This window comes from Mesorhizobium sp. M0910 (assembly GCF_040319465.1).
In the GTDB taxonomy this organism is placed as follows: domain Bacteria; phylum Pseudomonadota; class Alphaproteobacteria; order Rhizobiales; family Rhizobiaceae; genus Mesorhizobium.
The window spans coordinates 144,372-167,211 of sequence record NZ_JAMYNZ010000004.1; the positions used below are offsets into that span (position 1 = coordinate 144,372).

General features: G+C 62.7%; 20 protein-coding genes. 9 read left to right on the plus strand and 11 right to left on the minus strand.

What is annotated here, in order from left to right; translation table 11 throughout:
• Positions 1–62: 62 nt before the first annotated feature.
• From NKH78_RS11655 to NKH78_RS11665, 3 genes are all read left to right on the plus strand, one after another.
• Positions 63–860 (plus strand): ATP-binding cassette domain-containing protein, encoded by a 798-nt coding sequence (locus NKH78_RS11655; RefSeq protein WP_352450092.1) that lies wholly within the window; start codon positions 63–65, stop codon positions 858–860.
• Entirely contained in the window at positions 857–1,906 is a 1,050-nt protein-coding gene (locus tag NKH78_RS11660; RefSeq protein WP_352741135.1) for an ABC transporter permease, read from the plus strand. The genes NKH78_RS11655 and NKH78_RS11660 overlap by 4 nt, the downstream gene beginning before the upstream one ends.
• Before the next feature lie 123 nt (positions 1,907–2,029).
• Positions 2,030–3,361 carry a KAP family P-loop NTPase fold protein gene (locus NKH78_RS11665; protein ID WP_352741134.1) on the plus strand — a complete coding sequence of 444 codons (1,332 nt, stop codon included), beginning with the start codon at positions 2,030–2,032 and terminating at the stop codon, positions 3,359–3,361.
• A gap of 3 nt (positions 3,362–3,364) precedes the next feature.
• Here NKH78_RS11665 and NKH78_RS11670 read toward each other — a convergent pair whose 3' ends face one another.
• Positions 3,365–6,088, minus strand: a complete 2,724-nt coding sequence (locus NKH78_RS11670; RefSeq protein ID WP_352777656.1) for an ATP-dependent helicase — start codon at positions 6,086–6,088, stop codon at positions 3,365–3,367.
• Positions 6,089–6,342: 254 nt separating this feature from the next.
• Between NKH78_RS11670 and NKH78_RS11675 the strand changes: the two genes are divergently transcribed.
• Positions 6,343–8,655, plus strand: coding sequence for a glucose/quinate/shikimate family membrane-bound PQQ-dependent dehydrogenase (locus NKH78_RS11675; RefSeq protein ID WP_352687611.1), 2,313 nt, complete (start codon positions 6,343–6,345; stop codon positions 8,653–8,655).
• 10 nt (positions 8,656–8,665) lie between these two features.
• On the opposite strand, the gene NKH78_RS11680 is transcribed toward NKH78_RS11675, so the two are convergent.
• Together NKH78_RS11680 and NKH78_RS11685 are read right to left on the minus strand one after the other, a co-directional pair.
• Positions 8,666–9,097, minus strand: coding sequence for a hypothetical protein (locus NKH78_RS11680; protein WP_352687613.1), 432 nt, complete (start codon positions 9,095–9,097; stop codon positions 8,666–8,668).
• Between the two features lie 9 nt (positions 9,098–9,106).
• Entirely contained in the window at positions 9,107–9,256 is a 150-nt protein-coding gene (locus tag NKH78_RS11685) for a hypothetical protein (protein WP_352687615.1), read from the minus strand.
• A gap of 272 nt (positions 9,257–9,528) precedes the next feature.
• Here NKH78_RS11685 and NKH78_RS11690 point away from each other — a divergent pair, with 272 nt between their 5' ends.
• On the plus strand, positions 9,529–10,428 hold the full coding sequence (locus tag NKH78_RS11690; RefSeq protein ID WP_352739960.1) for a dienelactone hydrolase family protein: 900 nt from the start codon (positions 9,529–9,531) through the stop codon (positions 10,426–10,428).
• On the opposite strand, the gene NKH78_RS11695 is transcribed toward NKH78_RS11690, so the two are convergent.
• The gene (locus tag NKH78_RS11695; protein ID WP_352739959.1) at positions 10,429–11,337 is read right to left on the minus strand and encodes an EamA family transporter; all 909 of its coding nucleotides are present in this window, start codon (positions 11,335–11,337) and stop codon (positions 10,429–10,431) included.
• Between the two features lie 90 nt (positions 11,338–11,427).
• On the opposite strand from NKH78_RS11695, the gene NKH78_RS11700 reads away from it, so the two are divergent.
• A complete protein-coding gene (locus tag NKH78_RS11700) occupies positions 11,428–11,892 on the plus strand; it encodes an Lrp/AsnC family transcriptional regulator (protein WP_352505671.1) in 465 nt (154 codons plus the stop codon).
• Between the two features lie 86 nt (positions 11,893–11,978).
• Here the strand turns inward: NKH78_RS11700 and NKH78_RS11705 are convergent, their stop codons facing one another.
• Positions 11,979–12,176 carry a hypothetical protein gene (locus tag NKH78_RS11705; RefSeq protein ID WP_023676715.1) on the minus strand — a complete coding sequence of 66 codons (198 nt, stop codon included), beginning with the start codon at positions 12,174–12,176 and terminating at the stop codon, positions 11,979–11,981.
• Positions 12,177–12,340: 164 nt separating this feature from the next.
• On the minus strand, positions 12,341–12,826 hold the full coding sequence (locus NKH78_RS11710; RefSeq protein WP_352505630.1) for a thioesterase family protein: 486 nt from the start codon (positions 12,824–12,826) through the stop codon (positions 12,341–12,343).
• A 119-nt stretch (positions 12,827–12,945) separates the two neighbouring features.
• Here NKH78_RS11710 and NKH78_RS11715 point away from each other — a divergent pair, with 119 nt between their 5' ends.
• Complete coding sequence (locus NKH78_RS11715; protein WP_352882938.1) at positions 12,946–14,361, plus strand: FAD-binding oxidoreductase; 1,416 nt, start codon at positions 12,946–12,948, stop codon at positions 14,359–14,361.
• Positions 14,362–14,457: 96 nt separating this feature from the next.
• Positions 14,458–18,516: an AsmA family protein gene (locus tag NKH78_RS11720; RefSeq protein ID WP_352739957.1), complete on the plus strand. Its 4,059-nt coding sequence runs from the start codon at positions 14,458–14,460 to the stop codon at positions 18,514–18,516.
• Positions 18,517–18,527: 11 nt separating this feature from the next.
• Here the strand turns inward: NKH78_RS11720 and NKH78_RS11725 are convergent, their stop codons facing one another.
• Complete coding sequence (locus NKH78_RS11725) at positions 18,528–18,965, minus strand: MarR family winged helix-turn-helix transcriptional regulator (protein WP_352687624.1); 438 nt, start codon at positions 18,963–18,965, stop codon at positions 18,528–18,530.
• A 154-nt stretch (positions 18,966–19,119) separates the two neighbouring features.
• Between NKH78_RS11725 and NKH78_RS11730 the strand changes: the two genes are divergently transcribed.
• Positions 19,120–20,913, plus strand: a complete 1,794-nt coding sequence (locus NKH78_RS11730) for a chloride channel protein (protein ID WP_352739955.1) — start codon at positions 19,120–19,122, stop codon at positions 20,911–20,913.
• Between the two features lie 3 nt (positions 20,914–20,916).
• On the opposite strand, the gene NKH78_RS11735 is transcribed toward NKH78_RS11730, so the two are convergent.
• From NKH78_RS11735 to NKH78_RS11750, 4 genes are all read right to left on the minus strand, one after another.
• Entirely contained in the window at positions 20,917–21,138 is a 222-nt protein-coding gene (locus tag NKH78_RS11735; protein ID WP_254818946.1) for a ribbon-helix-helix domain-containing protein, read from the minus strand.
• Positions 21,139–21,157: 19 nt separating this feature from the next.
• On the minus strand, positions 21,158–21,361 hold the full coding sequence (locus NKH78_RS11740) for a DUF4169 family protein (protein WP_352739953.1): 204 nt from the start codon (positions 21,359–21,361) through the stop codon (positions 21,158–21,160).
• Positions 21,362–21,379: 18 nt separating this feature from the next.
• Positions 21,380–21,916 (minus strand): SspB family protein, encoded by a 537-nt coding sequence (locus NKH78_RS11745; protein ID WP_254818944.1) that lies wholly within the window; start codon positions 21,914–21,916, stop codon positions 21,380–21,382.
• Between the two features lie 134 nt (positions 21,917–22,050).
• Positions 22,051–22,734, minus strand: coding sequence for a TetR/AcrR family transcriptional regulator (locus NKH78_RS11750; protein ID WP_352739951.1), 684 nt, complete (start codon positions 22,732–22,734; stop codon positions 22,051–22,053).
• Positions 22,735–22,840 lie beyond the last annotated feature (106 nt).

A 22,840-nucleotide genomic window follows, 5' to 3' on the forward strand; every position in this document is an offset into this window, starting at 1 on the left:
GAGCCCGGCCGGCGGGACCGCCGGCGAAAAGGCCGGCACGCGACAATCAAGCGAGGATCGCCATGGCCGAACGCATCATCGAACTGCGCGACATCAGCAAGTCCTATGGCCAGGTCTATGCGCTTGGCGGGGTCAATCTCAGCGTCGATCGAGGCGAGGTGGTCGGCCTGATCGGCGATAATGGCGCCGGCAAGTCGACGCTGATCAAGATCCTGTCCGGCGTGGTCAAACCGACCAGCGGCGAGATTCTCGTCCGCGGCAAGCCGGTGACCGGATGGAGCCCTGCGCGCTCGCGCGACGCCGGCATCGAGACGGTGTTCCAGGACCGGGCGCTCGCCGTGCAGCAGACGATCGTGCGCAACATCTTCATGGGCCGCGAGCTCACCGGCTGGCTTGGCTGGCTGAAGGTCAACAAGGAGATCGCGGAGGCGAGCCGGCTGATGCGCGAGATCGGCTTCACCTCGAAAGTATTCACGCCACAGTCGATCGTCGGTCAGCTCTCGGGCGGCGAACGCCAGGGCGTGGCGATCGCGCGGGCCATCTATAAGAAGGCGGAGCTGATAGTCCTCGACGAACCGACGACCGCGCTATCGCTGACCGAGACCGCCAAGGTCTTCCACTTCGTGCGCCAGGTGCGGGCGAGCGGGCGCTCGATCCTGTTCATCGGCCACAACATCCACCACGTCTTCGATATCGCCGATCGCTTCGTGGTGTTGGACCGCGGCAAGGTCGCGCTCACCGCCGACCGCAGCGAGGTCAAATCGGCCGAAGACCTGATCAATTTCATGGAGGACGTCGCCCACCCCAGCGGATTGCCGGGGTTGCACGACGCGGGCGATGCGGGGAGGGCGGCACGATGAGCAAGACCATGGAACCCGATCTGCAGAGCCCCCTCGGCGGCACGCATGGCGAAACCGCCGGGAAAGAGTGGAGACACCCGTCCGACAATTGGCTGCGCGGGTTCATCCTCGACAACCGCGCCGCGCTCGGCACGCTTGCCGTGTTCATCGTCATGATGGCGGTGTTCATGATCGCCAATCCGATCGTGTTCACCACCTGGTATCTTTACAGCTCCGTGCTGACCACGCTGCCGGTGGCGCTGTTCGTGGTGGTGCCGCTGGTCTTCGTCGTCACCTGCGGCGAGATCGACCTGTCGTTTCCGGCGACGATGGGCTTTGCCTCATGGGTCTTCGCGCTGGTCGTGCAGGCCGGCTACGACCCGTTCCTCGGCATCGCCGCCGCAATGGTCACCGGCATGCTGCTCGGCTTCCTGGTCGGCTCGCTGGTCGTCTATGGCGGGCTGTCGTCGCTGATCGCCACGCTCGGCATGAATTTCCTGCTGCGCGGCCTGATCCAGATCATCAACGAGGGCAGGTCGACGGCGCTGACCGGCCTTGCCGACAGCTGGGCCCACAAGATCTTCTCCAGCCAGCTTTACGGCATTCCGGTGCAGATCTTCTGGGCCATCGGCTTCGTCGTGCTGTCGGCGCTGCTTTACAACCGCCATCGCTTCGGTGCCCAGGTCAAGGTGGTCGGCGACAATCCAGACAGCGCCCAGCAGATGGGTATCGACGTCAAGCGCGTGCGCGTAAAAGTGTTCGTCTTCGTCGGCATCGGCGCGGCGATCGCCGGCACGTTCTCGGTGATGATCAACTTCACCTGGTGGCCGACGGCGGGCGACGGATACCTGCTGCCGGTGCTGGCATCGGTGTTCGTCGGCGGCACCCCGACCTGGGGCGGCATCGGCACTGTTGTCGGCGGCGCGATCGGTGCGGTCACAGTGTCGTTCATTCAGACCGGCGTGGTGGCGGCGGGGTTGAGCGGCTTTTACGTGCAGTTCTTCAACGGGCTGATCATCATCCTGTCGCTGCTCGGCCACAAATGGAACCAGGCAAGGTATCGGTGAGGGCGCCTCATCGGTCTGCCTCGCCGCAGGGCTGGCAAAAAGAACTAGTGAATAGGCGTTGGGTCAAGCTTAAATAAGCGATTTGATGTGCTAGAAACGGCTCCTGCTTTGAGGGAGCGTTAGATGAAGATACTTGCGCCGGATATTGAGCAAGCAGTTGGAGCCAGTGAAGATATTTTCGGCCGCGACTTGTTTGGCGATGGGCTTTTAAAGGTTTTTGATCTCAGCGATGATGCATTGGTTGTCGCGCTTGACGAGCCATGGGGATCAGGAAAAACGGTCTTTGCAAGACGTTTGGCTCGTAGGGCAAGGGATCAGAAATTCAAAGTTGTCTATTTCGATGCATTTAAACGCGACTATGATTCCGACGTTTTTGTTTCGCTTGCTGCAGAGATTATTGAAGAGACGGGAATAAAACCGAAAGAAAAAAAGGCACTTAAGGCAAAAGCAAAAGACGTAGCGAAGATTGTCGGGCGGGTTGCTATAAAAGGTGCAATTCGCGGGCTAACAGCCGGTGTGGTTCGGGCTTCTGATTTCGAAGATGCAAATGAAGATATAGCCAATGAGGTGGGCAAAGAGATCGAAGCCGAACTCGACAAAATTATTGACAACCGATTGGAAAGCGCGAAAGCGGAGAAGAAAGCATTCGAGACTTTTCGCCAAACCCTTTCGGACCTTATGTCGGCAGACGACAGTCAAAAGCCTCTTATATTTATCGTAGACGAGCTTGATAGACGTAGACCAACATATGCTTTGTCGGTTTTGGAGACGATAAAACATCTATTTTCTGTCAAGAACGTTCACTTTCTCCTTGTTTGCCAGCTTGATCAGCTCTCGGCAGCGACCAGAAAAATGTACGGATCCGAGATAGATTCGAGTTTGTATCTCGAGAAATTCATTCATTTTAGAGTTACATTTCCGCAATTCGAAAAAAGAGAGAATGATCGGCTTCTAAAGAAGTTTGTCTTGAATGTCCTTAAAGAGATGCCAGACGACGACGAATCTGGCCGTTTGAAGGACGGATTCGCGGAATTTATTTCACTTGTCTGGGAAAGAGGAGAGTATTCTCTCCGTCGACTTGAGCGCCTTTGCACACTGTTTGGGTTGTGTCTGGCTTTTACAAACAAAAGAACCATCCGCCATCCAGCATTGATACATATACTTTGTGATTTGAAGCTTTCGTCGCCGGTGTTGTTTTCGAAGGCCAAAAATGGAACCCTGACGTATCGAGATGTCAAGAATCTCTATCGGTTCTCAGATGAACCAGATAAAAGGAAGAATAAAATAGATTGGTATGCGCTCAACTGGAGATATTTCTTGTCATCCAACGAGGAATTGCAAGCGATTGATGTCAGCGGGTTTGGAAACAGTTCATTTGAGTATAATATCGAACGAGAGGATGTTGTTCGTTTCCTGGCAAATAAAATTGTGGAACGATTTGCTTTCCCAACTTGAACTTCACACCGCAGCGACAAACCCGTCCAGCACGCGTTTCTGGCCGGCCTTGTCGAAGTCGATGGTCAGCTTGTTGCCTTCGATGGCCGAGATGTTGCCGTTGCCGAATTTCTGGTGGAAGACGCGGTCGCCGACGCTGAAGGGGGACGGCGTGTCGGCGACGGATTTGGCGACCAGCTCGCCGTCGATGGTGCGGCCCTTGACCGAGGTGCGGCCGGCGCCGTAGCCGGAGTCGGTTTCGCCATAGCCGATGCGCTCGACTTGATGGCCGGAGCGCGTGCCCCAATTGCGGTCGGTGGCTTCGGTGCGGTTGGCTTGAGCGCGCTGCCAGCCCGGCGTCGCATAGGTGCTGGAGAAAGCGCCGGATTTCTCGGCGCCGTTATTGCCGCCGATGTTGTCGAAGCGCGATGCTCCATAGGGGTTCTGCCTGCCCGCCCCTTGGCCGCCACGACCGGAGGCGAACGAGCCGCCACCATAGGCATTGCCGTAGCCGCCATAGGAGTTGCCGCTCTCGGAAACTTCGACATGGGCTTCCGGCAGTTCTTCCAGGAAGCGCGACGGGATGGTCGACTGCCAGAGGCCGTGGATGCGGCGGTTGGAGACGAACCAGATGTGCAGGTTCTTCTTGGCGCGGGTCAGGCCGACATAGGCGAGGCGGCGTTCCTCCTCCAGGCCGGAGCGGCCACCCTCGTCGAGGGAACGCTGATGCGGGAACAGGCCTTCCTCCCAGCCGGGCAGGAACACGGTTTCGAATTCGAGGCCCTTGGCCGAATGCAGCGTCATGATGTTGACGGCATCGAGCTCGGCGTTCTGCTCGGCGTCCATCACCAAGGCGACATGTTCGAGGAAGGAGCGCAGCGATTCATACTCCTCCATGGAGCGGATCAGTTCTTTTAAGTTCTCGAGCCGACCGGGCGCTTCAACCGAGCGGTCGTTCTTCCACATGTCGGTGTAGCCGCTCTCCTCCAGTATGGTCTCGGCGAGCTCGGTGTGCGGCGTGGTTTCCAGCGCCTTCTGCCAGCGCTCGAAATTGGCCGACACCTCGCGCAGTGCCGCGCGCGGCTTCGGCTTCAGCTCGTCGCTCTCGGCAAGTTTTGCCGCCGCCTCCAGCATCGGGATGCGCAGCGCACGTGCGGTGTCGTGGATCTGGCGGATGGTGGCCTCGCCCAAGCCGCGTTTCGGCACGTTGACGATGCGCTCGAAAGCGAGGTCGTCGGCGCCTTGCGCGACGACGCGGAAGAAGGCCAGCGCATCGCGTATCTCGAGCCGCTCATAAAAGCGCGGGCCGCCGATGACGCGGTAGTTGAGGCCGAGCGTGACGAAGCGGTCCTCGAATTCGCGCATCTGGAAGGAGGCGCGGACGAGAATCGCCATATCGTTCAAATTGTGCTTCTGGCGCTGGTAGGCCTCGATCGTCTCGCCGACGGCGCGGGCCTCCTCCTCGGAATCCCAGGCGGCGTGGACATGCACCTTCTCGTCGTCCTCGGCGATCTTTTCGGTGAACAGCGTCTTGCCGAAACGGCCCTCATTGTGGGCGATGAGGTGGGAGGCGGTGCCGAGGATGTGCGCGGTCGAGCGGTAGTTGCGCTCCAGCCTGATGATGGTGGCGCCAGGAAAATCCTTGTCGAAGCGCAGGATATTGTCGACCTCGGCGCCGCGCCAGCCATAGATCGACTGGTCGTCGTCGCCGACGCAGCAGATATTTACGGTGGACAGGCGCGGGCTTCCCTCCCCCTCGAGGGGAGGGTGGCCGGGCGAAGCCCGGTCGGGTGGGGTCCGTGCGGCAGTGCTCGACCTACCGGCGGCAGTGCTCGACGCTCTAGCGGTGCCTTCTGCGGCAACCCCCTCCGCCCGCTTCGCGGGCACCTCCCCCTCAAGGGGGGAGGATTGCGGCCGCTGCGCCAGCAGCCGCAGCCACATGTATTGCGCGGTGTTGGTGTCCTGATACTCGTCAACGAGGATGTAGCGGAAGCGCTTGTGGTATTCCTTCAGCACGTCCGGATTGGCGCGGAAGATGCGGATCGGGTGGCACAATAGATCGCCGAAGTCGCAAGCGTTCAGCGTTTGCAGCCGCTCCTGATAGGCTTTGTAGAGCTCGCGGCCCTTGCCGTTGGCGAAGGCACGGGCATCGCCCTCGGGGATGTCGGCGGGACCGAGGCCCTTGTTCTTCCAGCCGTCGATCATCTGAGCGAACTGCTTGGCCGGCCAGCGCTTGTCGTCCAGCCCTTCGGCCTGGATCAGCTGCTTGATCAGGCGCACCACGTCGTCGGTGTCGAGAATGGTGAAGTCGGATTTGAGCCCGGCCAGCTCGGCGTGCCGGCGCAGCAGTTTGACGCCGATCGAATGGAAGGTGCCGAGCCACGGCATGCCCTCGACATTGCCTTCGCCGATCAACAGGCCGATGCGCTGCTTCATCTCGCGCGCCGCCTTGTTGGTGAAGGTGACGGCGAGGATCTGCGAAGGGAAGGCTTTGCCGGTGGCAAGGATGTGGGCGATGCGGGTGGTGAGCACCCGCGTCTTGCCGGTGCCGGCGCCGGCCAGCACCAGCACCGGGCCTTCGGTGGTTTCCACCGCCAGCCGCTGCTCGGGGTTGAGGCCGTTGAGATAATCGGGCGCGTTGTTCTGGTTGCTGCGGGCAGCCATGGCGCGCGCGGCAATGCCCGACGGGGCCACGGGCCGCGCGTTCGGTTCGTCAAAAAAGGGCATGTCTTCCGAAAAGCCGGACATCTCTCCCCGAATGTAGTGATTCGGCAGCGAAAGGCCAGAAGCGTCTCCGTTTTGTTCTCTGTCCAGTCGGTAGAACTCACAATCTGAATGGGTCTGCTAACCAAAACGCCGGGCTTGCGATGGGCCGGCGCCGCAAAACGCCGAGCTTGCTTGACAGGGGAGGCGGGCCGGAGAAAGTTGTGCTCGGGGCAGGAGCGCAATGCCGGGTTGCCCATGGACGCGTCGCGGAGCGCACCAGTCGAAGGAGCACCGTCTTGGCTGTGGTCATCACCTCCCTGATCCTTTTCCTCATCGGCCTGGCGCTTGGCGGCGGCGGCATCTGGCTCGTGACGCTGGGCGGCAGCTGGTATTACGTCATCGCCGGTCTAGCTTTCCTTGTCGCGGCCTGGCTGCTCTACAGGCGCAGAACCACGGCGCTGTGGCTCTACGCGGCGATCGTGCTCGGCACGCTCGCCTGGGCGGTCTGGGAGATCGGCTTCGACTGGTGGGAACTCGGTCCGCGCGGCGGCATCATCGTGCTTGTCGCGCTATGGCTGTTGACGCCATGGGCGCGGCGCGGGCTTACCGGTCCCGACGGACGCGCACCACTTATCCTCGCCGTGCTGGCATCGCTTGCCGTCGCCGGTTATTCGATGACGGTCGATCCAAAGGATATTACGGGTGAACTCAACACCGACAAGGTGACGCCGACGGCCGATCTCGGCGGCAACGTGCCGCCCGGCGAATGGCACTATTACGGCCGTACGCCCTATGGCCAGCGCTATTCGCCGCTCGACCAGATCACCCCCGAAAACGTCGCCAATCTGCAGCCGGCCTGGACCTATCGCACCGGCGACGTGAAAGGGCCCGACGACATCGGCGAGACGACCTATCAGGTGACGCCGCTGAAAATCGCCGACACGCTCTACATCTGCACGCCGCATAATTTCGCCATCGCCATCGACGCCGCGAGCGGTAAGGAGAAGTGGCGCTTCGATCCGCAGGTCAAGCTCAACAAGGACCGCCAGCACCAGACCTGCCGCGGCGTGTCCTATTATGCCGACGCCAAGATCGCTGCCGGCCAGCCCTGCGCCACGCGCATCTACCTGCCTACATCCGACGCCCGGCTGATCGCGCTCGACGCGGCGAATGGCCAGGTCTGTCCTACATTTGCCGAAGGCGGCACGCTGAACCTGCTCGCCAACATGCCATATCCGAAGCCGGGCTATTATTATTCGACGTCGGCGCCGCTGATCGTCGCCAACAAGATCATCGTCGGCGGCGCGGTCAACGACAATTATTCGACGCAGGAGCCGTCCGGGGTCATCCGTGCCTACGATGCCGACACAGGCGCGCTGTTGTGGAACTGGGATTCCGGCAATCCAGACCAGACGACGCCGCTGCCGCCGGGCCAGACCTACACCAACAACTCGCCCAACATGTGGTCGACGGCAAGCGCCGACGAAAAGCTCGGCCTGCTTTATGTGCCGCTCGGCAACAAGACGCCGGACCAGCTCGGCGCCGGGCGCAGCGCCAATGACGAGAAATTCTCCTCGTCGATCACCGCGCTCGATCTCAACAGCGGACAATTGCGCTGGGTGCGGCAGACCGTGCATCACGATCTCTGGGACATGGACGTGCCGGCGCAGCCGACGCTGGTCGACATCACCACGGAAAGTGGCGTGGTGCCGGCGCTGGTCGGGCCGACCAAGCAGGGCGACCTCTATGTTCTCGACCGGCGCAGTGGCGAGCCGATCGTTCCGGTCAAGGAAGTGCCGGCGCCGGGCGGCGCGATCGAGGGCGATCATACCTCGCCGACACAGCCGATCTCGGACCTGAGCTTCAGTCCGAAACCGCTGACCGGCGCCGACATGTGGGGCATCACCATGTTCGACCAGCTGGCCTGCCGGATCGAGCTCCGGAAGCTGCGTTATGAGGGCCGCTATACCCCGCCATCGCTGCAGGGCTCGCTGATCTACCCCGGAAATTTCGGCACCTTCAACTGGGGCGGTGTGGCAGTCGATCCGGTCCGGCAGGTGATGTTCGGCATGCCGACATACCTGGCGTTCATCTCCAAACTGGTGCCGCGCGCCGACGTGCCGCCGCCCGGTGACACCAAGGGCAGCGAACAAGGCCTGAACCGCAATGAGGGTGCGCCTTACGCAGTGATATTGAAGCCGTTCCTGTCGCCGCTCGGCATTCCCTGCCAGGCGCCGCCCTGGGGCTATGTGGCGGGTGCCGACCTTCGGACCGGCAAGATCGTCTACAAGCATCGCAATGGCACCGTCTACGACATGACGCCGCTGCCGCTGCCGTTCAAGGTCGGCGTGCCCGGCATTGGCGGGCCGATGATCACTGCCGGCGGCGTCGCCTTCCTTAGTGCGGCGGTCGACGACTATGTGCGCGCCTATGACCTGACGACCGGCAAACAGCTCTGGCAGGCGCGGCTGCCTGCCGGCGGGCAGTCGACACCCATGACCTACACGGTAGCCGACGGACGCCAGTTCGTCGTCATCGTTGCCGGCGGCCACGGCTCGGTCGGCACCAAGCCGGGCGATTATGTGATGGCCTATACGCTGCCGAAATAGAGAAGTTCCTTCAGAGCCCGAGATGCCCTTTCAGGTCGGGTACCGATGCAAGGACCTCATTGGTCAGCTGCGGGCCGGCTGCTGCCTCGGCCTGCTGGACCAGCATCGTGCCGGCCTGGCTGATTTGTGTCAGCGTAAGGCCTGATGCCTTGAGTATGGCGACGCCGTTGATCAGCGCGCCGGTCTTTTCGCCGAGAGCGCCGCCGAGCGCGCCCTCCAGCGAGGACAGGAGGCCACCACCGGAAGCCGCGCCGGGAGCCATGACATCATATTGCTTGGCCAGGGCGTCGGCTCCCGGGATTCTGGCAAAGAAGCTGGACAGGGTCGTGCCTTCCGCCTCGTGTTCAAGCACCGAGAAAATCGTGCCGGCGATCTTTTCCGTCAAAGCCTGGTTGAGACCGGATTTCTGGGAGACGGTGTTGATGATGTCCTGAACGTCCATGATCTTTCCTCAGGCCTTGGTGTTTGCGGGCGGGTGCCGGTTGACGCGGATCTTGATCAACGATCGTTTGAAGGCGGGGAAGGCAGTGAACCGCAGCGCCAGCAAAGCCATGGCGGCGAGGGCGAACCCACTTGCCAGAAGCGGGGAGAGAAAGGTCATGGGCGTATTCCTTCGTCGTCAATCACGCATTCTTTTCCCGCCAAATGGCCATTCTCGTTCGCCAGATGGCCCGAATGAGGCATAGCCCGGTAACTTCTTTTTACATCGTGGTGCGTGCATTTAGCATTGCCACAAAGGACCAAAATTTAACGACAGTGCGGCGCCGAGCATCACGGTCGTCGTGCAGGGACTTTTGGCAGCCTCACTCAGCCGTGACTGGACCAGGCAAGCTTCGGCTCTATGTTGCCGCGGGGGCCCACGAGGAGCGCGCCATGACAACACCTGCCGGACCCACTGCCGCCAAGCCTGTCATTACCCAGGCGATGATCGATGCCTATGACGAATACACGCATCTGACGCTCGACCGGCGGCGCTTCATGGAGCAATTGACCAGGCTTGCCGGATCGGGTGCGGCAGCTGCCGCGATCGCGCCGCTGCTGGCGGCGAACTCGGCCCAGGCGGCAATCGTGGCGGAAGACGATCCGCGTGTGAAAGGCGAGGACATCAGCTATCCCGGCAGCGGCGGCGAGATGAAGGGCTATCTGGTCAGGCCGGGAGACCAGACCGGCAAGCTTGGTACCGTCATCGTCGTGCATGAGAACAGGGGTCTCAACCCGCATATTCGCGACGTGGCGCGGCGCGTTGCGCTGGAAGGGTTCGTGGCGCTCGCGCCGGACTTCATGACACCGCTCGGCGGCACGCCGGACGATGAAAACAGGGCACGTGACCTGTTTTCCCAGCTCGATCCAGCACAGGTCGCCGCCAATGCCGTGGCAACGGTCGCCTACCTCAAAGGCTACAAGGACGGCAACGGCAAGGTCGGCGCCGTCGGCTTCTGCTGGGGCGGCGGCACGGTGAACATGCTGGCCGTCAACGCGCCGGACCTCGCCGCCGCCGTCGCCTATTACGGCATGCAGCCAAAGGCCGAGGACGTGCCGAAGATCAAGGCCGCGCTCATGCTGCATTATGCCGGCCTCGACACCCGCACCAATGCCGGCATCGATGCCTTCAAGAAGGCACTCGACGCGGCTCATGTCGAATACTCGGTCTATGTCTATGAAGGCGCCAACCATGCCTTCAACAACGATACGTCGGCGGCCCGCTACGACAAGAAGGCGGCTGACCTCGCCTGGGGCCGGACGATCGCTTTCCTCAAGGAGAAGCTGAACTGATCAGGTGGGCGCCGGCGCCGGTTTGTGAAGGGCGACGCCGGCCACCACCAGCGCGATGCCAACGCAGTCGGTGAGGCTCGGCACCTGCCGCAGCACGATGACGCCGATCAACGTCGCGGTGACCGGCAGCAAAGACAGCATCAGCGCGAAGCTGGAGCGCGGCAGCCGCGACATGGCAAGCTGGTCGCATATATAGGGAATGACCGACGAGCAGATGCCGACGCCGACCGCCGCAAGCAGCAGCGGCGGCGCCGAGAAAGCCGGCAGAGCATCGGCGAAACCGATCGGCAGAACGACGAGAAGGGCGACCGCCATGGCGGCACCCAGCCCGACGATGCCATCGCCGGCGCCGCCGCGCGCGACGCGGTGGCCGAGCACGATGTAGCCAACGAACAGCATGCCGTTGAGGAAGGCCCAGAACAGGCCGACGGGATCGCTCGACCATTTGACGTCTATCAGCAACAGGGTGCCGGCGACAGCGATCGCGAGGGCGGCGAGATTGCGCGGGCTTCTGAGGCCAACAAGCGCAACGGCGATGGTGCCGACGAATTCGATCGCCGCCACCAGCGAGATCGGCAGCCGGTCGAGCGCCAGGTAAAACGAGCAATTCATCACCCCAAGGCAGACGCCGAAGGCCAGAAGCAACAACCGCGTCGAGCGATCGGCGCGGGCGAAGACCGCCCATGGCCGGGTCAACGGGGCAAAGACGAGTGCCGCGGTGGCGATGCGCAGCCAAGCCATGCCGAGCACGCCGACATGCGGGAACAGCAGCACCGCGAAGGCCGGTCCGAGATAGTGGAACACGGCGCTGACGCCGAACCAGAGATGCGGCGGGACCGCGTTTGCCAAGGTAAAGGCGGGGCCGGCGAGTGCCGGACTTGCTGCTGGGGCTTGCGTCCGATCTTGCATGGGATCAGTATCGCAGGCGATTTTTGCCATTGATATGGATGATGGCCGGTCATTGCGGCTATTTGCTTTCCGAAATCAAGGAGTATTCCGCTGAAACGCCTTCGAAATGAAAATAGCGATCTGGATCCGGCGGACCTGAAAATCCTGCGCCTGCTGGAAAAGGACGCGCGCACCAGCACCGCCGAACTGGCGCGGTCGGTCGGCCTGTCGGCGCCGAGCGTTGCCGAGCGCATCAAGCGGCTGCAGGAAAGCGGTGTGATCGAGGCCTATACGGTGCGTATCAATCCGGCCGCGCTCGGCATGAAGCTGTCGGCATGGCTGCGCATCAGGCCGGTGCCGGGCCAATTGGCCGTCGTGGCCGAGATCATCCGCGAGCTGCCGGAAATCGCCCAATGCGACAGGGTGACCGGCGAGGACTGTTTCATCGCTTTGGCGCATGTCGGCTCGGTGGCCGAGCTCGAACGGGTGATCGACCGCATCATCCCATTTGCGATGACCAACACGGCGATCATCCAGTCGTCGCCGGTGGTGCCGCGATCGCCGCTGGGGGCGTGAAGCGCCAGCCTTGACGCTTGGGATCGTTCGTCAGCACATCATCAGAAATGCAAACCGGACGACCGGTCTGTTTCTTCCCGCACCGTTCAGGCGTGGCCGCGTTTCATCCGCGCCTGCTTCAGGATGGCGCGCCAGCGGATCATGGCGAAGGGGATCGGCTCGTTGTTGTTGGCGATGTGGAAGATCTCGTTGTTGAGGTTCTTCAGCGAGCGCCAGAAATCATAGTCGGTGATGCGTGGGTCAGCCGCCAGCCTGTCCGCTTCGACCTTGATATCGGTTTTCATGCACGTTCCCCGAACCGCTGCTGCTCCGCCGCCCGTATCGCAATTCGATGCGGATGGTTTTCCAACGCCGCGCTGAGTCGTTCAACGTCTCAATTCGGCTTGTTCACGTTAAAACCTCGGTAAGGTTAACGGCGGTTGGCCAGTGGTTCAAGCGCTCTCTTGGTTCAAGCCGGCTTACGACGAATACCGATCGAGCGGCCGGCGCGCTCCGGCATCGGCAGGGCGGCATGGGCGGCGCGCATCGCTTCCACCCTGGCCAGGACGTCGGCGGGGAAGGGCGCTACCTTCGGGCCAGCCATGTCGACATGCAGCGACAGCGTTTCGGATGTGGCGGCAAGCCAGCCGTCGCGATGCCGGATTTCCTGATAGGCCCTCAGCCGCTTCTCGTCATGGTCGAGGAGTTGGAACGAGACCGTGACCTTGTGGTCGAGATGCAACTCCTGGACGTAGCAGACATGCACTTCCGCGGTGTAGATGGTCAGCCGTCGTTCTTTCACATAATCCGGCCCCATCCCCATCATCTCGAATGCTTCGTCGGAGCAACGATCGAACAGCACGTTGTAATAGGCCATGTTGAGATGGCCGTTGTAGTCGATCCAGGCCTCCTCGATGTCCATGGCGCGAGAGACGAAAGGGGCGGGGATGGGCATCGGAAACTTCCTTCTCGTCATGCCGGGGTGAGCGTGGACTGGACAGAGCGTGCTTGGTGAGACTACGCATCCGTAGAAGCAGAACAAGGGTGGACGCTGGTCCATTCGCGGAGGAATCGATGGCTCTAAGCGACCTCAATCCGGTCGAGCGCAACGAAGAAGGCATTGCCGCCGTGCTCGGCATCCTCAAGCAGCGGCTCGGCGAGCGATTCCAGACCGGCCAGGCGATCCGCGCCCAGCACGCGCACACCACGACCTATATTCCGACGCAGGCGCCGGACGGCGTCGCCTTTGCCGAGACCACGCAGGAGGTGCAGGAGATCGTGCGCGCATGCGCGGCGCATCGCGTGCCGGTGATCGCCTTCGGCGTCGGCTCTTCGCTGGAAGGTCACACCAACGCGCCGGGCGGCGGCATCTCGCTCGATACGTCACGCATGAGCCGCATCATTGCAGTCAATCCCCAGGACCTCGATTGCACCGTCGAGCCCGGCGTGACGCGCGAGGACCTCAACCGGCACCTGCGCGACACCGGCCTGTTCTTTCCGATCGATCCGGGCGCCAACGCCTCGCTCGGCGGCATGGCGGCGACGCGGGCCTCGGGCACCAACGCCGTGCGCTACGGCACGATGCGCGAAAACGTCCTGTCGCTGACCGCGGTGATGGCCGACGGTGAAGCAGTGACGACCGGCAAGCGCGCCAAGAAAAGCTCGGCCGGCTACGATCTGACACGGCTGCTGATCGGCTCGGAAGGCACGCTCGGCATCATCACCCAGCTGACGTTGAAGCTGCAGGGCATTCCGCAGGCGATTTCGGGCGGCGTCTGCCCGTTCGCCAGTGTCGAGGCGGCGTGCAATGCGGTGATCGCGACCATCCAGATGGGCATTCCGGTGGCGCGCATCGAATTGGTCAACGCGCTGCAGATGCGGGCGATGAAGACCTATTCGAAGCTTGATTATCCGGAGAGCCCGTGCCTGTTCGTCGAGTTCCACGGCAGCGATGCCGGCGTCGCCGAGCAGGCCGAAACCTTCGGCGTGATCGCCGAGGAAAATGGCGGCGGTCCGTTCCTGTGGACCAGCGTCGCCGAAGAGCGGACGAAATTGTGGAAGGCCAGGCACGATGCCTACTGGTCGTCGCTGACGCTGCGGCCGGGTGCCAGGGGCCTGTCGACCGATGTCTGCGTGCCGATCTCGCGCTTTGCCGAATGTGTCACCGAGACCGAGGTGGATATCGCCGAGATGGGCCTGATCGCGCCGATCGTCGGCCATGCCGGCGACGGCAATTTCCATGTGCTGGTGCTGATGGACGTGAACGATCCGAAGGAGATCGCGCTGGCGGAAAAATTCGTGGCGCGGCTCAACATGCGCGCCATCGCCATGGACGGCACCTGCACCGGCGAGCATGGCATAGGGCAAGGCAAGATCGGCTTCCTGCGGCACGAGCTTGGCCATGGCGTCGACATCATGCGCACGATCAAGAAGGCGCTCGACCCGCTGAATATAATGAACCCCGGCAAGATATTGCCTGGAAAGGACTGACCTTCAGGCCGCTGCCGTGCCCCCATTTGCCTCTTTATCGACACGCTGATGCGGGTAGAGTGCCACTGACTTTCAACCAAAACTATCCAGGAGCTGATGCTCGCACGCCTGTTCGTGATCTTCGGTGGGCTTCTTGTGCTGGTGCTGTGTGCGGCGCTGGTGGTGCCGTACTTTGTCGACTGGACGGGTTACCGTGCCGATTTCGAGCGCGAGGCCAGTGCCGTCCTCGGTCGCAAGGTGACCGTGCAAGGCGATGCGACGGCGAGGCTGCTGCCGTTCCCCTCGGTGACGTTCTCGAATGTCGCCGTTGCCGGTGGCCCCAACGGCCAGCCGGCGATGACCGTCGAAACCTTTTCGATGGATGCAGAACTCGCGCCATTCCTGCGCGGTGAAGTGCTAATCTTCGACATGCGGCTGGTGCGGCCGAAGGCGACGATCGACATCGCCGCCGACGGCACGGTCGACTGGACTATACGGCCATCCTCGCCCTTCGATCCCGGTCAGATTTCCATCGAGAAGCTGACGGTGACGGAAGGACAGATCGCGCTCAGCCACGCCGCCGGCGGGCGCAGCCATCTTATTTCCGAGATCAACTCAACGATCTCGGCCAAGTCGCTGGCCGGCCCCTGGAGGCTGGACGGCTCACTGTTGCTGGACGGGTTGCGGACCACGATCGCCGCTTCCACCGGCAAGGCCGAACCGGACGGGCAAATGCGGCTCAGGCTCAAGGCCGATCCGGATGCCTATCCGCTGGTCATCGAGACCGACGGCAATGTGGGCCTCGTTGAGGGCGCCGCCGTCTATTCGGGCCAGTTCAAGATATCGGGCGCAGACCGAACCGCGGCGCGGCCGCGCGGCACCGGCGGCGAGGCGCTGAAGGTCAGCGCCGGCAAACCGGACCCGGGCTTCAGGCTGAACGGCAAGTTTTCGCTCGACCACCAGAAGCTCGGCGTCGACGAATTCCGCTTCGAGACCGGGCCGCTCGACAATCCCTACACCGCCGACGGCAAGGCTGCGGTCGACCTTGGGCTGAAGCCGCATTTCTCTATCGAGGCCAATGGCGCGCAGGTGCAGTTCGACGAGGCCGTCGGGGCGGCGGCCGGGGCCGGATTGACGCTGTCCGAACGGGTGGCGGCGCTCGAGGAGGCGCTGCTCGATCTGCCGAAGCCGACCATACCGGGCACGGTCGAGGTGAAACTGCCGGCGGTGGTCGCAGGCGACACCACGGTTCGCGACGTGCATCTGTCCGCCGAGCCGGCCGAAGGCGGCTGGGCGGTAAAATCGCTGGCCGCCACGCTGCCCGGTCGCGCCAAGCTGGAAGCCAATGGCATGGTCAGCGTCGAGGACCATTTCGGTTTCACCGGATCGCTGCTTCTGGCGGTGGCGCAGCCCTCCGGCTTTGCCGCCTGGCTGTCGAAGGACGTCGACGAGGCGATCCGCCGTTTGCCGGCCGCCGGCTTCAAGGCCAAGGTGGATTTGAGCGAAAAACACCAGGCCTTCAGCGATCTCGAACTCATCCTCGGCAAGGCGAAGTTCTCCGGCCGCATCGATTCCAACCAGCCCGACGAAACCCGTCCATCGGTGCTGATGCAACTCGAAGGTGGCGAACTCGACGTCGATGGGCTCGCTGCCTTCGCCTCGATCTTCGTCAGCGACAAGGGCGCCAACCGCTTTTCCGATCGCGACCTCGATTTCCAAATCAAGGCCGGGCCGGTCAGCGCCGGCGGCTTGACCGCCGATAGCGTCGATACTTCACTTAGATTGCGTGAGGGGCTGCTTGAGATCGACCGCCTGTCGGTCGGCGGACTTGCCGGCGCCTCGATCAGCGCCACCGGCCGGATCAAGGATTTCCCGGCGAGCCCGACCGGCAAGCTCGACGCCTCGGTGGTCGCCGTCGACCTCAAGCCGCTGATCGACGTCGCCGTCCAGCATTATCCAGACAATGCGGTGCTGAAGTGGCTGGCGGAGCGCGCTGCTGCCTATCCCGAGCTGTTCCAGGATGCGCGTATCGACGCGGTCACGAGTGCCGCAGACAATGGCGATGGTACGACCGGACTGGCCATGAGCGCACAGGGCAAGGCCGGTGGCTCGGCCTTTTCGGCGTCGTTGTCCGGCAAAGGGGCGCTCGACCGGCCTCTCGAAGCGCCGGTGACGCTGACCTTCAACGCAAGGAACGCCGACGCCACCGCGCTTCTGGCGCTTTACGGTCTGCCGGCACTGCCGCTCGGCATGCTCGGCGAGGCGACCACCGACGTCTCGGCCAAAGGCACGCTTGGCGGCGGCCTGGCGACACGATTCAGCCTGGCCGGCAATGACTTCAAAGCTGGTTTCGACGGGACAATTGCCGACACGCCTCAGGGCGCGGCCGCCAAGGGCAAGGTCAGCCTTGAAACGGCCGACATCTCGCCATGGCTGATGACGACCGGCGTCGGCCTGCCCGGCATGGAGACCGGCATGTCGACGTCGCTTGCTGCCGATGCCGACTACGGCAATGGTCTCCTGGTGCTGAGCGGACTCAGCGGCGCCGTCAACGAAGCGGCGGTTTCCGGTGACGTAAATATCGACATCAAAGAGGGGCTGCCGCATCTTGCCGGCGCGCTGTCGCTGGACGAACTGGACCTCGATCCGATGGCGGTGATGCTGTTCGGCGACCAGGCTTTCCTTGTCAATGACAGGACCTGGCCGACGGCACCGTTCAGCCAGAAATCCAGTCTGCCATTTACCGCCGATCTCGATCTGACGGCGGCGTCGCTTGCCGCCGGCCCGCTTGCCACCGCCTATGACGCTGCGCTTTCGCTGCAGCTCGACCAGGAGGGCATCCGTGTTTCCGACCTCAAGGCAAAATTCCTCGGGGGCGAGTTGAGTGGCCTGTTCGAGCTCAAGAACAATGACGGCACCGGGCTTTTCTCCGGTCAGATGAAACTCGCCGGCTCCGATTTGACAGCTGTGCTGCCGGAGGCCGGCATCAGCGGAAGCGGCGATTTCTCGACGGCGCTTTCGACCAGCGGCAAATCGGTCGACGCGATGGTCGCGGCGCTGTCCGGTTCCGGCACGGCGACGCTGAAGGGTATGACTATTGCCGGCTTTAATCCCGATGCCTTTGGCGCACTTATTGCCAAGGCCGACCCGATCGGGCGCGATATCGACGCATCGAAGACTGCCGGTTTTGTGCCGCAGATCGCCGCGGCGGGCAGTTTTCCGGCGCAGGACACCGATATTGCCTTCACCATCGCCGGCGGCACGCTGAGAGCACCGCCGGTCAAATTGGAAAGCCCGGGCGCGACGCTGTCCGCCGACATCACCGCCGATCTGAACACCAGCACCGTCGATGCCAAGGGCGAGATCGCCTATCGACCCGGCGATGAGGCGCTGGTCGGCTCCGAACCGATTTTGAATTTCAGCGTCGACGGTCCGTTCGGCGCCACCAAACGGCAGTTCGACAGCGAGCCGCTGGCCCAGTTCCTGACCCAGCGTGCGCTGGAAAAGGAGCAGCAGCGAGTCGAAGCCATGCAAGCCGCACTGCTCGAGAAACAAAGGCTGCGGCGTGAGGTGCGCTACTACGCTGCCTTGCAAACCGAGCGTGAAAGAGCGGCGGCGGAACGGCGCAAGCAGGAGGAGGAAGCGGCGCGGCTGAAGGCTGAGGCCGACGCCAGGGCAAAGGCCGAAGCCGAGGCTCAGGCCCAAGCCGAAGCGGAGGCGAGGGCGCAGGCTGAAGCCAAGGCGAAGGCTGAAGCGGACGCCAGGGCAAAGGCCGAAGCCGAGGCGCAGGCCCAAGCCGAAGCGGAGGCCAGGGCGCAGGCCGAAGCCAAGGCGAAGGCGGATGCAGCAGCGAAGGCCGAAGCCGAGGCGAGGGCGAAAGCCGAGGCGGCTGCAAAGGCCAAAGCGGATGCTGAAGCCAAAGCCAAGGCGGCGCAACAGGCTGCCGAGGAAGCCGCGCAGGCCGAAGAACAGCAACGCCAAAGGGCGGAAGAGGCGTTGCGGATCGCCTCGGAAGAGAAGGCAAGGCTCGACGCCGAACGCAAGGCCGCGGCGGAGCGAGCGGAACGGGCGCCACCGGCCGCAAATAACGTGCCACCGCCAGTGCAGCCCCCGCCAAAGCTCAAGTTCGATCCCTCGTCGATCGACGATCTGCTAAAATCGCTGAATGGCGGGTGACGGCGTATCCTTTATATATCGGGTCCAGCAAGCAAGCGCTTCAGCATCGGCTCGATCCGCCCGAGTTCGTCGAGATGAGCGGCTGACAGATCGGCGAGACTGTCGTCGGCGCGCTCGGTCAGCCGCAGCAGCACGCGGCGGTGGTCCTCCTCGTCGTGCTCCCTCGCGACGAGCCCGGCTTCGCAAAGACGGTTGACCAATTCCACTGCGCTGTGATGGCGGATGCGCAGGCGCTCCGCGAGGTCGCCAATGGTCACCGGCCCTCCGCCGGGAAACCCTTTGATCGCAAGCAGGGCCTGATGCTGGCGTGGTGTCAGGCCGGCTTCCTGCGCCTGGATTTGGCTGAATTCGAGAAAGCGGCGGATCAGGTAACGAAATTCGGACAGCCTCTGGTAATCGGCCGGCCCGATCGTTGCGCCGCGCTTTTGTGGCTTCGAAGTGTCTGCCATCGAATCCTTTCCGACAAAGCCGCAAACGGGCCTTGAACATTTATATCGTGTTACGATACAGAACGCACCAACATGGCTCGTGCCCGCCATCATCGGTGGCACGGCCGGCGACCCATCCGCAAGTCGGCACGCCGTCAGAAAGCAAGGTTTGCAAATGAAGTCCGATCACGCCAACCCGGGCCATCTGCGGGATTTTACCACCGATGCCCGGGTGCTGCTCATTGCCGGCATAGCGGTGGTGGTGGCGACGGTGGGGCTGTTTGCCGGCATTGCCCTTTTGAAGCTGATCCGGCTTGCCACGAACATCGCCTATTTTGGCCAGTTCACGCTCGCCGACCTGAAACTGCAGGATACGCCGTTTGGCTATGCCTCGGTATTTGTTCCGGTCATCGGGGCATTGATCATCGGTGTGATGGCTCGCTTCGGAAGCGACAAGATTCGCGGCCATGGCATTCCCGAAGCCATCGAGGCGATCCTGCTCGGACGCTCGCGGCTCGACGCCAAGGTGGCAATCCTGAAGCCGTTGTCGTCGGCAGTCTCGATCGGCACCGGTGGGCCATTCGGCGCGGAAGGGCCTATCATCATGACCGGCGGCGCCATCGGCTCGCTAATCGCGCAGATGCTGCCGGTCGGCGACAATGAACGCAAGACGCTGCTGGTGGCGGGTGCGGCGGCCGGCATGACCACCGTGTTCGGAACACCGATCGCTGCCATCATGCTTGCGGTGGAATTGCTGCTCTTCGAATGGACGCCGCGCAGCTTCATTCCCGTAGCGGTCGCCGCGGTTATTGCCGAGGTCGAGCGCACCATGCTGCACCTGCCGGGGCCGATCTTCCCGTTTCAGGGCGGCATGGAGGTTTCATTTCCAGCCCTTGCCGGCTGGGTGCTGGTCGGCATGGCAGCCGGGCTGCTATCGGGGTTGCTGACCCAGATGGTCTATGCCTGCGAGGACGGTTTCCAGAAGCTGCCCATCCACTGGATGTGGTGGCCGATGCTCGGCGGCCTGGTGGTCGGCATTGGCGGGCTGATCGAGCCGCAGGCGCTCGGCGTCGGCTATGACAATATCGCCGACATGCTGGATGGCCGCACCATAGCGACCGCTGCGCTCACCCTGTTGGTGGTGAAGGCGATCATCTGGTCGGTCGCACTCGGCTCGGGAACGTCGGGAGGTGTGCTGGCGCCGCTGCTGATCATGGGCGGGGCGATGGGCGCGGTCCTCGCCGGCTTCCTACCGGCCGCCGATCCGGGCTTCTGGGCGCTGCTGGCGATGGCGGCGACGATGGGCGGCACCATGCGTGCGCCGCTGACCGCCACCTTCTTTGCGGTCGAACTGACCGGCAACACCCATGTCCTGGTGCCGCTGATCGCGGCAACTGCCACTGCGCACGCGGTGACCGTGCTGTTGATGAAGCGTTCGATCCTCACCGAAAAAATCGCACGGCGAGGGCATCACATGGTTCGCGAATACCGTGTCGATCCGTTCGCCCTGACCAGGGTGCGCGAGGTGATGACCAGCGACGTCGAGAGTGTGCCGGCGACAATGACGCTGCACGGCGCGGCAGCGTTCCTGACGGCGCCGGAGACACGACATCCGAGCTTTCCGGTCGTCGATGAAGAGCGCCACGTGCTTGGCGTCATCGACCCGCCGGCGATCCTGCGCTGGAGACGCACCGGCAAGCACCGCACGACGACGCTTGGCGAACTGCTGGCCGGCAGCAAGGTCACGCTGGCCTATCCGGATGAGTATCTCGAGGGTCTCTCCGACAAGCTGCTGATGGCGAACGTGTCCCATTTGCCGGTCGTCACACGAGAAAATGCCCGGCTGGTGGGCTATGTCGGCTGGAAGGACCTGATGCGCGTCAGATCGAAGAAACAGGCCGAAGAACGCGACCGCTCGGCTTTGCTGGGCTTCCGTATCCGGCGCAGGAAACAGGATAGCGTTGCCTGAAGGCTAAAACTTGCCGCGCTTGGCCCAATCCAGCACATAGAGCCTGAGCGCCGAGGAGAGGTTCGCATCGCGCGGGCGGCTCTCGTCGATTTCGGCGACAAGCGCGGCGAGCGTCAGTTTTCGCACGGCCGCAATAGCGATCAGGTCGTCGTAAAAAGGCTTTTCGAGCGAATAGCTGGTGCGGTGGCCGCGAATCGTGACCGAGCGCTTTTCGACCGGGCTCACGCGACGATCCTATTCACATTCAAGCATCGGATTTGTCCGAATCGCCCGATTTTTCGCGGCGATGGCCGGCGACGAACTTATCGGCCTTGTCGGCGATCAGGCGGTCGCGATCCCGGCTGGTTTTGGAACGGCCATGCAGCGCCCGGTTCTGCTCGGCCAGGCGCTCCTTCTCGGTTCGCGCCTTCTGCTTGCGTGCCTGACGGAGATTGACGATCTCGGCCATGTCACGCCGCCCGTCGGGTCATTTCTTGCGGAAGGCGTCGAGCGACACCACGTCGGCGCCCTTGGCACCGGCGTCGGCCGCGGCAGGCTTCTTTTCCACCTCAGCGTTTTTCTTCTTCGTCTCAGGCTTTTTCTCGGCGACGATGGCCAGCGGCTCGGGAGCAGGCTTGGCCTTTGTCTCCTGTTCCGCCGGGGTATCGGTCTTGACGTCGAATTCGAGCTCGAAGTTGACGGATGGATCGTAAAAGCCGCGCACTGCCGAGAACGGGATTTCCAGTTTCTCCGGCACGTCGGAAAACGACAACCCGACTTCGAAGCCCGTGTCGCTCACCTTCAGGTCCCAATACTGGAACTGGATGACGATGGTCATCTGTTCGGGATAGCGCTCGCGCAGCCGCGACGACACGCGCACGCCCGGCGCGCCGGTGAGAAAGGTGATGAAGAAGTGATGGTTGCCCGGGAGACCGGTGCGCGCGACCTCGGCCAGGACTTTGCGCATGACGCCGCGCAACGCCTCCTGGGCCAGAATGTCGTAGCGGATGTGGTCGTCGGCCATGTGGCTGTCGGGTTCCGTTGAATCGTCCTGATAGCTGTAATCAAGCTTGAGCGCGGCGTAAACCGGATATAGATCGCCTGCGTGCGGAAGCGAAGCCCATCGGCGACGATTTGATCGTCAAACGGCTTTGATCGTCAAGCGCTGGCGAGCGCGCCCTGTTTACGAGCCACAGGCTGCCGCTTGCGGAAGGCGCGCAGGAAGGTGCGCACGCCATTTGTCGCCGACTGCACCACCTCGTCCTCGGTCGGTGTGCCGCCGAGCATGAACGTCGTCTGCAACTCGGCATTGGCAAGCGCCATGAACTGGCGCGCTGCGACGTCGGGATCGTCGATATCAAGGAAGCCGGCATGAGCGAGGCGGGCGAAGCGGGCGGCGATCGCCGGCCATGTCCTGCCCGGTCCTTCTTCGCGCCATTCGGCGAACAACTCGGGATAGCGCCCGCCCTCGGTCTGGATCAGCTTGCGCAGGAATTTGCCGTCGCGATTGCAGATGCAGTTGTGATTCATGCGCACAGCAAAGGCGATGAGGTCGGCCTCGAGATCCTTCGGCTGATCGGGAAAAGTGGAAACCGTGGCAAAGATGCCGGCGTTGCAACGTTCGGTGAGGTCGCGGACGATGGCAACGAAGAGTTTTTCCTTGTCGCCGTGATGATTGTAGATGGTCTGGCGGGAGACGCCGGCCTCGGCGGCAATCATGTCGATATTGGCACCGGCGAAGCTTTCGCGGCAGAAGACCGAGGTGGCGGCATCGACAATCGACATCCGCTTGGCCTCATGGCCCCGCGGCGGGAAAATGTCAGGAGAAACGTTGGCCTTCATGCAAAACTATATAGAGGTGGTTGACGAATTAGACAAGCCTGTCTAAATTTGTGGACTGCACGAAGGGAGTTTCGTTCCGCAGAAGAGTCGGAACTCCACGGGATGG

Bases quoted from the DNA above. Each gene is read 5' to 3' on its own strand.
- NKH78_RS11690 (WP_352739960.1), top strand. From the start codon at position 9,529: ATGACAACACCTGCCGGACCCACTGCCGCCAAGCCTGTCATTACCCAG.
- NKH78_RS11660 (WP_352741135.1), top strand. From the start codon at position 857: ATGAGCAAGACCATGGAACCCGATCTGCAGAGCCCCCTCGGCGGCACG.
- NKH78_RS11715 (WP_352882938.1), top strand. From the start codon at position 12,946: ATGGCTCTAAGCGACCTCAATCCGGTCGAGCGCAACGAAGAAGGCATT.
- NKH78_RS11750 (WP_352739951.1), bottom strand. From the start codon at position 22,734: ATGAAGGCCAACGTTTCTCCTGACATTTTCCCGCCGCGGGGCCATGAG.
- NKH78_RS11710 (WP_352505630.1), bottom strand. From the start codon at position 12,826: ATGCCCATCCCCGCCCCTTTCGTCTCTCGCGCCATGGACATCGAGGAG.
- NKH78_RS11655 (WP_352450092.1), top strand. From the start codon at position 63: ATGGCCGAACGCATCATCGAACTGCGCGACATCAGCAAGTCCTATGGC.
- NKH78_RS11685 (WP_352687615.1), bottom strand. From the start codon at position 9,256: ATGACCTTTCTCTCCCCGCTTCTGGCAAGTGGGTTCGCCCTCGCCGCC.
- NKH78_RS11720 (WP_352739957.1), top strand. From the start codon at position 14,458: ATGCTCGCACGCCTGTTCGTGATCTTCGGTGGGCTTCTTGTGCTGGTG.
- NKH78_RS11670 (WP_352777656.1), bottom strand. From the start codon at position 6,088: ATGTCCGGCTTTTCGGAAGACATGCCCTTTTTTGACGAACCGAACGCG.
- NKH78_RS11740 (WP_352739953.1), bottom strand. From the start codon at position 21,361: ATGGCCGAGATCGTCAATCTCCGTCAGGCACGCAAGCAGAAGGCGCGA.
- NKH78_RS11730 (WP_352739955.1), top strand. From the start codon at position 19,120: ATGAAGTCCGATCACGCCAACCCGGGCCATCTGCGGGATTTTACCACC.
- NKH78_RS11695 (WP_352739959.1), bottom strand. From the start codon at position 11,337: ATGCAAGATCGGACGCAAGCCCCAGCAGCAAGTCCGGCACTCGCCGGC.
- NKH78_RS11665 (WP_352741134.1), top strand. From the start codon at position 2,030: ATGAAGATACTTGCGCCGGATATTGAGCAAGCAGTTGGAGCCAGTGAA.
- NKH78_RS11705 (WP_023676715.1), bottom strand. From the start codon at position 12,176: ATGAAAACCGATATCAAGGTCGAAGCGGACAGGCTGGCGGCTGACCCA.
- NKH78_RS11680 (WP_352687613.1), bottom strand. From the start codon at position 9,097: ATGGACGTTCAGGACATCATCAACACCGTCTCCCAGAAATCCGGTCTC.
- NKH78_RS11745 (WP_254818944.1), bottom strand. From the start codon at position 21,916: ATGGCCGACGACCACATCCGCTACGACATTCTGGCCCAGGAGGCGTTG.
- NKH78_RS11725 (WP_352687624.1), bottom strand. From the start codon at position 18,965: ATGGCAGACACTTCGAAGCCACAAAAGCGCGGCGCAACGATCGGGCCG.